At 63.1% G+C, this 12,645-nt stretch carries 14 protein-coding genes; 8 read left to right on the top strand and 6 right to left on the bottom strand.

Annotation, left to right across the window (positions count from 1 at the left end; all coding sequences use genetic code 11):
- Positions 1-63: 63 nt before the first annotated feature.
- The 3 genes from hemH to J0I64_RS17910 form a co-directional block, all read right to left on the bottom strand.
- Positions 64-1,086: a ferrochelatase gene (hemH, locus tag J0I64_RS17920; RefSeq protein WP_291410737.1), complete on the bottom strand. Its 1,023-nt coding sequence runs from the start codon at positions 1,084-1,086 to the stop codon at positions 64-66.
- A gap of 117 nt (positions 1,087-1,203) precedes the next feature.
- Positions 1,204-2,865, bottom strand: coding sequence for a DUF1007 family protein (locus tag J0I64_RS17915; protein ID WP_291410735.1), 1,662 nt, complete (start codon positions 2,863-2,865; stop codon positions 1,204-1,206).
- 12 nt (positions 2,866-2,877) lie between these two features.
- Positions 2,878-3,774, bottom strand: coding sequence for a LysR family transcriptional regulator (locus tag J0I64_RS17910; protein ID WP_291410734.1), 897 nt, complete (start codon positions 3,772-3,774; stop codon positions 2,878-2,880).
- Positions 3,775-3,948: 174 nt separating this feature from the next.
- On the opposite strand from J0I64_RS17910, the gene J0I64_RS17905 reads away from it, so the two are divergent.
- Entirely contained in the window at positions 3,949-4,371 is a 423-nt protein-coding gene (locus J0I64_RS17905) for a MarR family winged helix-turn-helix transcriptional regulator (protein ID WP_291410732.1), read from the top strand.
- A gap of 181 nt (positions 4,372-4,552) precedes the next feature.
- Positions 4,553-5,014 (top strand): SH3 domain-containing protein, encoded by a 462-nt coding sequence (locus J0I64_RS17900; protein ID WP_291410730.1) that lies wholly within the window; start codon positions 4,553-4,555, stop codon positions 5,012-5,014.
- A 50-nt stretch (positions 5,015-5,064) separates the two neighbouring features.
- Here J0I64_RS17900 and J0I64_RS17895 read toward each other — a convergent pair whose 3' ends face one another.
- The 3 genes from J0I64_RS17895 to J0I64_RS17885 form a co-directional block, all read right to left on the bottom strand.
- A complete protein-coding gene (locus J0I64_RS17895) occupies positions 5,065-5,502 on the bottom strand; it encodes a hypothetical protein (RefSeq protein ID WP_291410728.1) in 438 nt (145 codons plus the stop codon).
- A gap of 64 nt (positions 5,503-5,566) precedes the next feature.
- Entirely contained in the window at positions 5,567-6,484 is a 918-nt protein-coding gene (locus tag J0I64_RS17890) for a DMT family transporter (RefSeq protein WP_291410726.1), read from the bottom strand.
- A gap of 69 nt (positions 6,485-6,553) precedes the next feature.
- A complete protein-coding gene (locus tag J0I64_RS17885; RefSeq protein ID WP_291410724.1) occupies positions 6,554-6,862 on the bottom strand; it encodes a hypothetical protein in 309 nt (102 codons plus the stop codon).
- Positions 6,863-7,047: 185 nt separating this feature from the next.
- On the opposite strand from J0I64_RS17885, the gene J0I64_RS17880 reads away from it, so the two are divergent.
- The 6 genes from J0I64_RS17880 to J0I64_RS17855 form a co-directional block, all read left to right on the top strand.
- Complete coding sequence (locus J0I64_RS17880; protein ID WP_291410723.1) at positions 7,048-7,833, top strand: SDR family oxidoreductase; 786 nt, start codon at positions 7,048-7,050, stop codon at positions 7,831-7,833.
- Complete coding sequence (gene uvrC, locus J0I64_RS17875) at positions 7,830-9,710, top strand: excinuclease ABC subunit UvrC (RefSeq protein ID WP_291410721.1); 1,881 nt, start codon at positions 7,830-7,832, stop codon at positions 9,708-9,710. The genes J0I64_RS17880 and uvrC overlap by 4 nt, the downstream gene beginning before the upstream one ends.
- Positions 9,711-9,829: 119 nt before the next feature.
- On the top strand, positions 9,830-10,177 hold the full coding sequence (locus J0I64_RS17870; RefSeq protein WP_291410719.1) for a pyridoxamine 5'-phosphate oxidase family protein: 348 nt from the start codon (positions 9,830-9,832) through the stop codon (positions 10,175-10,177).
- 97 nt (positions 10,178-10,274) lie between these two features.
- Complete coding sequence (locus tag J0I64_RS17865) at positions 10,275-11,276, top strand: ATP-binding cassette domain-containing protein (RefSeq protein WP_291410717.1); 1,002 nt, start codon at positions 10,275-10,277, stop codon at positions 11,274-11,276.
- Positions 11,273-12,070 carry an ABC-2 family transporter protein gene (locus J0I64_RS17860; RefSeq protein ID WP_291410716.1) on the top strand — a complete coding sequence of 266 codons (798 nt, stop codon included), beginning with the start codon at positions 11,273-11,275 and terminating at the stop codon, positions 12,068-12,070. Before J0I64_RS17865 ends, J0I64_RS17860 begins: the two co-directional genes overlap by 4 nt.
- Before the next feature lie 2 nt (positions 12,071-12,072).
- On the top strand, positions 12,073-12,645 hold a 573-nt coding region (locus J0I64_RS17855; protein ID WP_291410713.1), incomplete at its 3' end, for an ABC-2 family transporter protein.

Genomic DNA, 12,645 nt, shown 5'->3' with positions numbered 1-12,645 from the left:
CAGCTGACATCAGACAACGACCACCGGGCCTGCCCGGTGGTCACCTCTTTCGAGCCGAGCGACCTAGAGCCAGCCCTGAAGCTCGCGCCGCACGACGTTTTCAATCATGTCCATGCCGCTCGGGCTGTCGTTGAGGCAGGGAATATAGGCATATTTCTCGCCACCGGCCTCAAGGAAGGTCTCCTTGCCGCCAATGGCGATTTCTTCGAGCGTCTCGATGCAGTCAGCCGAGAAGGCGGGCGCGAGAATCGCGACCTTCTTGATTCCCTTGCCCGGCAACGCTTCGAGCGTCTTGTCGGTATAGGGCTGCAGCCATTCCGTCGGTCCGAACCGGCTCTGGAAGGTGACCATCAGCTTTTCCGTCGGCCAGCCCAGATATTCACGCACCAGGCGCGTCGTCTTGAGGCACTGGCAGTGGTAGGGGTCGCCCTTCTTGAGATATTCGACCGGCATGCCGTGATAGCTGGTGATCACGAGGTCAGGCTCGAAATCGAGCGCAGCAACGCCATCGCGAATCGAATTACCCAGCGTCTCGATATATTTGGGATCATCGAAATAAGCGGGCGCCGTGCGCACGGCCGGCTGCCAGCGCATGGTCTTGAGCGCATCAAAGGCCTTGTCATTGGCCGTCGCCGTCGTCGTCGCGGAGTATTGCGGATAAAGCGGCAGCAGCAGGATTTTCTGGCAACCGGCGGCCTGCATTTTGTCGAGAACGCTGCGCGTGGAGGGGTTGCCGTAGCGCATGGCATATTCGACCATCACGCCGTCCCCCTTCATGCGTGCGGCGAGAGCCTCGGTCTGGGCGCGCGTGATCACCCGCAGCGGGCTTTCATTGCGCTCCTTGTCCCAGACCATCTCATAGGCATGACCAGCCTTTTGCGGCCGGAAGTTGAGAATGACGAGATTCAGAATCGGCCACCACTGCCACTTCGGCGTCTCGATCACCCGCGGATCGGAGAGGAATTCCTTGAGGTAGCGACGAACGCTCCAGAAGTCGGTTGCGTCAGGCGTGCCGAGGTTGAGCAGCAGGACGCCGATCTTCTGCGCGGCTACGATAGGATGGTCGGAAGGCAAACGATCGGACATGGGGGCGCCAGTTTGGAAGATTTCCAGAGTTGGCCGCAACATATCCAGTTCTCGCCCTGCCGCAAGGCGGCGATGGGTCGCGCTCCCCCTTGCGCAGGATCAAGGCGGATGAGCCCCCTATAGGCTTGCCATCAGCAAAAGCACGCCAAAGAGCAGTACGAACACCGCCCCGGCAAGCTCCGCCCACCAGACGATTCCCTGCGCCAGTCGGCTCTCACCACCGCCCAACCGGCTCACCAGCCCCTTGGCGCCCACCGCCAGCGAAGCCAGCGCGGCAACGGTGATCGCTGTCCCCAGCCCCATCAGCAGCACCGATACGACACCCGCCGCAAGCACACCCTGAGACAGCGCAAAAACCATCACCACCAGCGCGCCCGAACACGGCCGCAGCCCCACGGCGAGCACGACGCCCAGCTTCTCCCGCCAGCTCCCCTTGAGATCGGCCGGCGCCACGGCGTGATGCATGTGCTCATGCTGATGATGATCGTGATCGTGATCGTGATCGTGCGCCCCGTGGTGATCATGGTCATGATGGTCATGCCCATCGTGATCGTGATGATCGTGATGGCTGTGCCCATCCTCGTGATGATGGTGGTGGTGGTGCCCCCACCCAAAAACCTTCCGCGCCACCAGCCACAGGCCGAGCAGCACCACCAGCGCATAGCTCAACACGCCCACCCAATGGGCCGCATCGCCCATGGCCGTGCTGGTCAGTTGCAACACCCCCGCCAGCACCAGCACGAAGCCGATGGCCACCAGCGATTGCAGCAGCGCCGATAGCGCACTGAGCGCAATGCCCTGCCGCAATTGCCGTTCATTGGCGAGCACATAGGAGGAGATAACCACCTTGCCGTGCCCCGGCCCGGCCGCATGGAAAACGCCATAGAGAAAGCTCAGGCCGCCGAGCACCCAGAACGCGGTCCAGTCGCTGCGCATGCGGTCGAGCGCGCCGGTCATGGCGGCATAGAATGTGCGCTGCTGTTCCTGCAGCCAGCCGAAAAAGCCGGTGCGCGGCAGGTTGAGGCCCGGCTCCGGCGGCGGGCCGCCAAAGGGTGCGGCGGGCTTGGCCTGCGCCACCTGCTCGGTCGCCTGCAGCGCTGTCACCGGTGGCGGCGCGTCTCCGCAGGAAACAACAATCAGCCCCTGCGTCCCGCGCATTGCCGCGGCCAGATCGGGCGGCAGTTCCAGCACCTCAGGCCCGAGCGCATAGAGCCGCTCCTCCGTCGCCTTGTCCATGGCGCGCGGCGGCACGAGTTCGGTGCTGCAGCTTGCCGGGGCATTGATCAGGCGAACCGTGCTCGCATCGGCAAAACCAATCGCCACGTAATATTCGGCGTCATAGACGCCCAGCTCAAAGCGCGCGCCCGGCGCCACCGGCTGCGTCGCCTTGATGGAATAGTCGAGCGTGACGCGATTGTTGGTGTAGGTCATGCGCTGGTCGCCGGACGAGGTGAAAGCCATCCCGTCCCCGGCAAAGGTATAAAACCCATAATCGGCCAGCCCGACCATGTTCTCGTCGGCCAGCTCCTGCATTTCTTCAGACGAGACGATGCCGTCCCCGTTCGTGTCGAGCCCCTGCACCATCCACACGGAAAAAGCCGTGTCGAAGGTCCAATTGTGCCGAAGCTCGGCAATGCGCCCGGCATCATCGAAAATCACGTCGACCTTGGCATCGATGAAGATGTGTGGGTGCGCCAGCGCTGGTTGCGCCAGCCCCGCGGTCACCAGAAACAGCGCCACCAGCCGCAACGCGGCCGCCCCAAAACGCGAAAAAACCAAGCCCCACATCCGTCAGTTAATCGGGTGTACGGCGAACCAGTCCACCAGATGATCGATCAGCGCCCTCACCTTGCCCGCCAGGTGCCGCCGGTGCGGATAAACCGCCTGCAGCGTCTGCCCGGTCGGCAGGAAATTCGGCAAAACCGGTACGAGCTCGCCGCTCGCGACCAGTGGGTCAGCGAGATAGGATGGCAATACGACAAAACCGAGACCCATGGCGGCGGCCGTGCGCGCCGCCAGTGGAGAATTGACGCGTAGCGAACCGGTCACCGGGACAGAAATGGTCTTGTCATTCTCGACAAACCGCCAGTTCGATTGCCCCTGCAGGTTGACGTCTACAATGCACGGCAGGTGCCTAAGATCATCAGGATGCTGCGGCGTGCCCACCGTCTTGATCAGACTTGGCGAAGCGCCCACCACCACATGCATATCGGCAATCTTGCGCGCGATCAGCGAAGAATCGGCCAGCATCGAAATCCGCAGGGCCACGTCGATGCCCTCGTCTACGAGGTCGACATAGCGATCCTCGAGACGCAGATCGAGCGTCACCTTGGGATACTTCTTGAGATACTCGAAAATCGCCGGAGCCAGCGTCGACTCGCCAAAGTTGCGCGGCGCGGAAACCCGCAGCATGCCGCGTGGTTCGGCCGTCTGGTCGGTTATCGTCGCGTCGAGATCATCGAGCTGCTGGAGCAGCGAAGAAGCCTCGCGATAATAGGCCTCGCCGGCTTCCGTCAGGCTCAGTTTCCGCGTCGTGCGATTCATCAGCCGCACGCCGAGATAGTCTTCGAGATCGGTCACATATTTGCTGAGCAGCGCCTTGGAGCGCCCATGCACCCGCGCCGCCGAAGAGAATCCACCGGCATCAAAGACCTGCACGAATGCGCGAATGCGGGCGAGATCCTGCAAATTGGCCTCCATTGTCGGGCGTCGGACACGTGGCATTGCACGACTGAGCCCTACCAATTCTGACATAACTCATCTGCATTGGGTGAACAATAACGCCCCTTGGTCGTTGCCTGATTAACGATAGGATGGAACCACCATCGACGCCTAACCGGAGTTCGGACTATTTTCCCGCTCATGTCCAAACCTTCGCCCAGTTCCGTCCTTTATCGGCTGATCGCAGCCGGTCAGTTGGCGCACAAAGCTCTGCTTGTGCCGCTCAAGGAACGCGGCCTCGAACCGGGCGACGATGCCGTGCTGTTCGAGATGGGCCGTTCAGGCACGACCGAGGAAGCATTGGCCGCCGAGCTTGGCCTGCCTCTCGATATGCTCACCCCGCGCCTTTCCCGCCTTATCGATCGCGGTCTCATCGACCGGCGCGCCGTCGGTCCGGAGCTGACTCCGGGCGTCGCGCTCACCGAGCGGGGTATCCGCATTCGCAACAGCCTTGCCGATCACTGGGCCCAACTCGAAGAAGCGCTGCTGGGCGAACTCAAGCCCAAACACCGCAAACGCTTTGGCAAGATCCTCGCCCGCTTCACCGATCTGCTGCAATTTTGAGTGTTCACGCGGCTTTCCGCGCAACGCCACGCGCCTTTGCGCATTTCCTGAATCACAGGTCTGGCGCGCGAATGAGGAGCCGCATCCAAGCCTGAAGGGTTCGTTCAGTCTGGGTTCATCCACGATGTCGTTATCTGTACCCAGGCAAAAACAAGCCAACGACAGGGAAAGGAGAACTCCCATGGCTCTTACTCGCAAGCTGATCGCTTCCGGGCTCGCTACCCTGGCAGTGCTGGCAACCACCGCCGCAGCTTCGGCTGCGCCCGCTTTCGCAACCAGCAATGTCAACGTTCGCTCGGGCCCCGGCACCGGCTATGGCGTGGTCGATGCGCTGCGTCGCGGCGAACGGGTGGATATCCAATACTGTCGTGGCAGCTGGTGCTTCATCCAGAAGCGCGGCCCCAGTGGCTGGGTCTCGGCCAACTACCTCTCGACGGGTGGTGGCGGCGGCTGGAATGACGATTGGTACGAGCCGGCTCCGCCCCCGCGTCCTCCGCACTGGAATCCGCGTCCGCCGCGCCCGCCGCACTGGAACCCGAATCCCTGGCCGTCTTACCCGACCTATCCGGCCCCCTATCCGACCCGCCCTGGCGCCAGCTTCTGCTTTAACGGCCCCAACGGCTACTTCTGCGCCGGCAGCTAAGCCGGTCAGACCATCCCATCAGACGCACCGGGCCCCGTCCGGTGCGTTTTTCATTCCACCAGCAGCCGCTCGACATCGATGCCGTGCCGTTCAAGCGGCGCCCGCGCCCGGCGCAGCAAAAACTCGTTGAGCCCATAGGCAGCAATCGCGCCCACCACCACGGCAATGCCAAAACCGCGCCACCCATCCTGGCTGGCCACGACGATGGCCGAAAATAGCGTCACGGCCCCCAGCCCCAGCACGATCCAGCCGCGCCGCTGGCTCGCCACCCGAAAATTCCGCGCCCCGGAATCGAGCAGGTCCCGCAGTTCGCGATCGCTCATGCGTACGAGTTCGGGATTGGTCCGCTCCCGACGGATAGTCTCGATATAGGCGTCGACCCGCCGCAAGGTCAGCGCCTCGCGCTCCTTGGTCACCCGGCCACGCGTCAGCATGGTCCACCCGCCGCCAATCAGCAGCAGAATCAAGGCGATCTGGATCAGCCACATGGGCGCATCTCCCTCATATCCGCCATGTCACATGCCCATTCGCAGGCCCGACTGCAAGGGCCGCCTATTCTTCGCCAACGGGCGCCGCCGCCACGACCGGAATGCGCTTGCGTCGCTCGCGCGCCATCACCACCAGCCCCGCGGCCACGATGATGACTGCACCGATCAGCGAAATCGGATCGATCCACTGCCCGAACACCAGCACGCTGAGCACGATGGCCCACGGCAGCGAGAAATAATTGAACGGCTGCAACACACTGGCCGGCGCCATGGTCAGCGCATAGACCATCACCCCATGCCCCGCGCAGGTCGTGATCATGGTCACGACCACCAGCGCGAAATCCGTCCAGGCCATCGGCTGCCAGAAGAAAATGCCGACGCCGGTTGAGAGCACCAGCCCCACCAGCGCCCCATAGAGCAGGCTCGTCGCCGTGCTGTCATGGCCGGCCGCCTGCCGCGTCAGCACGATATAGAGCGCATAGAACGCCGCCGAGGCCAGCGCAAAGCCCACACCCCAGTCGAGCGGCACCCCGCCCGGCCGCAGGATGACCAGCGCACCGACCAGCCCTGCCCCCACCGCGGCAAAGCGGAAAATGCCGACCTTCTCCCCCAGAATAGGAATCGCAAAGACCGTCACCAGCAGCGGATAGACGATGACGATCGCCTGCAATTCCCCGAGCGCTACCGTTTGCAGCGCAATGGCAAAGCACCAGATATCGGCCATCAGCAGCACGCCGCGCAAAATCTGCCGCTTTGGCATTTTCGATTTCAGCGCCTGGCGTATCGGCCCCTGCCGCATGACCATGAACAGCGCGAAAACGGCAAAGCCCCAATAGCGCATCATGGTGATCTGGAACGGCGAATAGTCCTGCACCAGCAGCTTGGCCACCGCGTCCTGCACACCGAAAACTGCAATCGTGGTGAGAGTCAGCGCAATGGCGCGGCCGAGATTGTCCGCGCCGGGCGCGTGGGGAATAGACATGGTCACCGGGAAACAATTGTGGCGCCTCGCAAAACGACTTCGCGCGGCGCCGGAACGCTATAGCACGGCCTATGCCTTGGCCATGGTAGACTTGATGATGCCGACGATTGCCGTCAGCACGCCGCCACCGACAAGACCGGTCGCGCCCTGCCCCGCCAAAGCGCCGAAGTCGAGGCCGCCAGCGCCTGACGCCGCACCCACCAGCGTTTCGAGGCCTGGAATCTTTCCGGCGAGCCAGGTAACCGCAAGCCCGCCGATCGCGCCGGCGATTGAATTACCGGCTGTTCCCAAGCTGAGGTTCTTGGCCAATTGTCCGATGACATTGCCGCCGGCACCGCCGGCAATCAATTGCACCAAAATAGGCACTAAAACTTCCATTGTAGTCGCCCTCCATTTGCACGGAAGCTCCTCCTTCCGTGTAACGAAACGTTAATCCTCCTCGCATCGCCGCGAAAGCCCCAACCTGCTGTCGCAATCTGTCATTTCTTTTGTGCAGATAGCTGGTCCAAGCTCCCGCAAGCACCAATTGAAGCCCACCGCCAATCCGGCCTATTCTGCGCACGATGTCCGAAACGCCCCGAATCTTTCCTGATCATCCCGGTATCGCCCTGGTCACCGGCGCCAGCACGCGAATCGGCGCCGCCATTGTCCGCGCCCTCGCGCAGGCCGGGCACGCCGTCGTCATCCATTACCGCTCCGGCGGCAATGACGCTGCAAGGTTGGCCGACGAAATCAACGCCAGCGGCGCCCGCGCCGCCACGGTCAAGGCCGACCTCGCCAATCGCGACGACCGCGCCAGACTGATCGCCGAGGCCGCAAAGCCCTTTGGCCCGCTGAGCATTCTCATCAACAACGCCTCGGCTTTCGATCCCGATTCTGCCCGAGATGTGAACGAGGAGCTGTGGGACCGGCACTTTGCCATCCACGCCGAAGCCCCCATATTTCTCTCACGCGACTTTGCCGGCCAGCTTCCTGCCGGCGTCGAGGGAAACATCATCAACATGATCGACGAACGGGTGCTGCACCCGAGCCCGGCCTATTTCAGCTACAGCCTTTCAAAATCCGTGCTCTGGACCGCCACCCAGACCATGGCGCAGTCGCTGGCGCCGGCCATTCGCGTTAATGCCATCGGCCCTGGCCCCGTCCTGCCGCATAACGGCCAGAGCCCTGAAGACTTCGAGCAGAGCCTCAACAGCCTGCCCCTAAAACGTCACGCCGGGCCCGAAGCCATCGCCCAGGGCGTGCTGGCCATCCTCTCCATGCCCGCTTTCACCGGTCAGATGCTGGCCCTCGATGGCGGCAAGCACCTCGACTATCCGGCCCGCCGCGGCCCCACGCCCAGAAAATGACCGAGACTCCCACTCCCCCGCCCTCCGGCCCCGAAGTCATCAAGAACTTCGTCCGCACCCTGCCCTCGGCGCCGGGCGTCTATCGCATGCTCGATGAAAACGGCGAGGTCATCTATGTCGGCAAGGCCCGCTCGCTAAAGTCGCGCGTCACCAACTACACCCGCCCCGAGGGCCTCTCCGTGCGCATCCAGCGCATGATCATGGCCACGGTGTCGATGGAGTTCGTGCGCACCGAGACAGAGGCCGAGGCGCTGCTTCTCGAAGCCAACCTCATCAAGCGCCTGAAACCGCGCTTCAACGTCCTCCTCCGCGACGACAAGAGCTTTCCCTACATCCTGATCGCCACCGATCACGAAGCCCCGGAGTTGACCAAGCACCGCGGCAGCCGTCGTCGCCCGGGCCATTATTTCGGTCCCTTTGCCTCCGCCGTCGCCGTCGGCCGCACCATTGCGAGCCTGCAGAAGGCGTTCCTGCTGCGCAATTGCTCGGACAGCTTTTACGCAGCCAGAACAAGGCCTTGCCTGCAATATCAGATCAAGCGCTGCGCCGGCCCCTGCACCCGCGAAGTCAGCCTCGATGCCTATGGCGAGCTGGTCGAAGACGCGCGCCTCTTCCTCACCGGCAAGTCCCAGACGGTGCGCGACCATCTGCAAAAGGACATGGCCGACGCCGCCGAAAACCTCGATTTCGAACGTGCGGCCCTCCTCCGCGACCGCCTTTCAGCCCTCGCGCTGATCCAGTCGCAGGGCGATGCCACGGCAAAATCCGTCGAGGAAGCCGACGTCTTCGCCATTCACCACGAAGGCGGCCAGTTCTGCGTGCAGGTCTTCTTCTTCCGCGCCTTCCAGAACTGGGGCAACCACGCCTTCCGCCCCAAGGCCGACGATTCCCTGTCCGACGCCGAAGTGCTCGAAGCCTTCATCGGCCAGTTCTACGAAGACCGCACGCCACCGCGCCTCGTGCTCCTCAGCCACGAAATGTCCGAGCCGGACGTTCTAGAAGAAGCGCTCCGCACTCGTGCCGGCTACAAGGTCCGCGTCGAGACCCCGCAGCGCGGCGAAAAGCGCGACCTAGTCAATCACGCCCTCCAAAACGCCCGCGAAGCCCTCGGCCGCCAGCTCGCCGAAGGCGCCTCCCACCGTGCGCTCCTCGAAGGCGTCGGCGAAATCTTCGGCCTCGAAGACACCCCACGCCGCATCGAGGTCTACGACAACTCGCACATCTCCGGCACCAACATGGTCGGCGCGATGATCGTCGCGGGCGAAGAGGGCTTTTCCAAGAAGCACTACCGCACCTTCAACATCAAATCCGACATCTCGGCCGGCGACGACTTCGGCATGATGCGCGAAGTGCTCACCCGACGCTTCTCCCGCCTTGCCGCCGAAAGCGAGACCGACGCTGAGGACGAACAGACCGGCATGCCCGATTGGCCCGATGTCGTCTTCATCGACGGCGGCGCTGGCCAGCTCAACGCGGTCAAGGAAGTCATCGCCGAACTGAACCTGCCCAAAGAAGTCACCTTCATCGGCATCGCCAAGGGCGAAGAGCGCGATGCCGGCCGCGAAAAATTCTTCATCGAAGGCCGCGACGCCTTCATGCTGCCCCACCGCGACCCGGTGCTCTACTACGTCCAGCGCCTGCGCGACGAAGCCCACCGCTTCGCCATCGGCACCCACCGCGCCAAGCGCAAGAAGGACGTGGTGAAGAACCCCCTCGACGAAATCGAAGGCATCGGCCCAACGAGAAAACGCGCCCTCCTCAACCACTTCGGCTCAGCCAAAGCCGTCGCAAGAGCGAGCCTGATGGACCTCGAGTCAGTGCCCAGCATTTCCAAAGCCATGGCCCAACTGGTCTACGATTATTTCAACCGGACATAGCGACCGGCTACCCTCTGCCTTTCCCAGCTCTTTCGCCACTCTATCCCTTCCATCGTCACCACCGGGCTTGTCCCGGTGGTCCACGCCATCCGTAGGACGGCTAGGCTCCCCGAGATGGATTGCCGGGCTCGCCCCGGCAATCCATCTTCCCTCCCGCACAGATTTCCTGTCGAAATCCCCCATCCCCCCTCGCCTGGGCCGACAATGGCGGCCACAAATACGCTGTCATCGCCGGCGAGGCCGAAGTGCTCAATGATCGCGCCAAGATCGAAGAGCTCTGGGAGAAGTTCGACAAGGCCTGGTGGGACAGCGCCAGCGATCCGCAGATCTGCCTCCTTCGCGTCACGCCTGATGATGGCGAAGTCTGGGACAGCCCCAACATGGTCGTCGCCACCGCCAAGATGCTCGTTGCCGCGGCCACCGGCGCCAAGCCCGACATGGGCGACACCGCCAAGGTGCGCATGTAACTCCTCCTGGCCCGCGCACCGCGCGGGCCATCTCGTTCCATCCCCTTCCCACGCCCCAAGAATCGGTTAGCTTCCCTGCGTCTGGGAGGGGGAAACCATGGCGATCATATCGGCACAGGGCGTCGAAAAGACTTTCCGCCAGCCCAAGCGCAAGCCGGGCCTGGCCGGCGCCATCACCAGCCTGTTCTCGCGCGAATTCACCGAAGTCCGCGCCGTAAACGGCATTTCCTTCGCGATCGAACCCGGCGAAGCCGTCGGCTATCTCGGCCCCAATGGCGCCGGCAAGTCGACCATGATCAAGATGATGACGGGCATCCTCGTCCCCACCGCCGGAACACTCCAGGTGCTGGGCCGCGAGCCTCACTCCAATCGCATCACCAATGCCGCCGAAATCGGCGTCGTCTTCGGCCAGCGCAGCCAGCTCTGGTGGGATCTGCCGGTGCGCGACAGCTTTGATCTCAACCGCCACATCTACGACATCCCGGCCCACCGCTTTGCCGAAAACCTTGCCCGCCTCACCACCATGCTCGACATGGGAGGCTACGTGGATCGCCCCGTCCGCCAGCTCAGCCTCGGCCAGCGCATGCGCGCCGAAATCGCCATGGCGCTGCTGCACGACCCCAAAATCCTGTTCCTCGACGAGCCCACCATCGGCCTCGATGTCGTCGCCAAGGACGTGGTCCGAAAATTCCTCGCCGAGGTCAATCGCGACCGCGGCACCACCATCATCCTCACCACCCACGACCTCGTCGACATCGAGGAAATCTGCCCGCGCCTCATCATGGTCGACGACGGCAAACTGCTCTTCGACGGCGAGCTAAAGCACCTGCGCCAAACCCTCGGCTCTCGCCGCCGCCTGAAACTGGAATTCGGCACCGACCCCGGCCCCATCACCCTCAAGACCGCCGCGCTCGTCACCGACGACGGCCTCGCCAAACACTTCCTGCTCGAAAACGAACAGACCTCCATCCTCGACGTGCTGACCGAACTCGGCGCGGGCCACGACCTCACCGACATCAAGCTTGAAGAGCCCAATATCGAAGAGGTGATCCGCACCTTTTATCAAAACAAGCCAGCAGCAGTCGGAGCAAGGCCATGAGAGCCGCGGCCTATCCCGCCTTTGCGCTCACCGCCTTCCAGTCCCGCCTCGTCTATCGCAATCAGGTCTGGGCCAGCGCTTTCGGCGATCTCGTCAGCATCTTCGCCCGCATCGCCATCTGGACCGCCGCCTTTGCCGGGGCCGCTCAGGTGGACGGCGTCACTCTCCCCGAAATGGTCACCTACGCGCTCCTTTCGGGACCACTGCTCTACTGGGAGTATTCCCGCGTCCTCTACGATGTCGGCGATGCCGTCCGCACTGGTGATGTGGCGGTTTTTCTGCTGAAGCCGCTGCACTATCCCAGCTATCTCCTGAGCACCCATTTCGGCCACTTCGCCTTCGAATGCGTCGCCATCGTTGTCCCGGTCGCCCTCATTGTAGGCCTCACCGTCGGCCTCCTTCCCCCCGCGAGCCTCTTCCACGGCCTCATGTTCTTCCCCTACTGGGCCGTGTCCTGGCTGATCCTCTTCACCCTCGCCTGCCTCTGCGGCCTCTTGGCCTTCTGGCTGCTCACCGCCTTTTCGCTCGAATGGTTCCTGATGGCGATCATGTCGCTCTTTTCCGGCGCCATCATCCCGCTGTGGTTCCTGCCGACACCACTCGCGACGATCTTCGGCTACTTACCCTTCTCCTGGATCAGCTATTATCCAGCCGCCGTTTATCTCGGCAAACTCGACCCCACAGCCACCTGGCTACATCTCGGCATCGGCCTCGTCTGGCTCGGCCTGCTCACCGCCGCCGTCCTCGCCCTCTGGGGCAAGGCACGCCAACGCCTCATCGTGCAGGGAGGCTAGAAATGTCCCGCTCCCTTTCGGTCGTTCCCCATCTCGTCCGCATGTATGTCCGTACCCGCATGGAATATCGCGGCGCCGTGCTGCTCGCCTGGTTCGCCCAGGCCTTAAGCTATGCCGCGACCTACACGGCCATCGCGCTCCTGCTTCTCCGCTTCGGCAATCTCGGCGGCTGGACCTGGAGCGAAATGGCCCTGCTCCTGTCGTTCCACCTCCTCGCCTATTCCATCGGCGCCTCTCTCAGCTTCACCCAGTTCCGCAATATCGAGGAACAAGTCCGCCTCGGCACCTTCGACGCCGTGCTGATCAAGCCCGTCAGCCCCTGGATTTACCTGGTCTTCTCCGGCCTCAATATCGGCTATGCCGGCCACATCATTCTCGCCGTCGGCCTCATGGGCTGGGCCGTCACTCAGGTCGCCGTCGACTGGTCAATCCTGACGGCCCTCTACTTCCTCGCCGGCCTCCTCAGCGCCGCCATGGTCACCGCCGCCATCATGACCATGATCGGCGCCACAGCGCTCGCCTGGGTCCGCTCAAAACCCCTGTTCTCTATCTTCTTCGGCTTCTGGGAACTGGCT

The organism is Devosia sp. (assembly GCF_017307565.1).
Taxonomy (GTDB): Bacteria; Pseudomonadota; Alphaproteobacteria; order Rhizobiales; family Devosiaceae; genus Devosia.
This window is presented reverse-complemented; position numbering and strand designations above follow the sequence as displayed.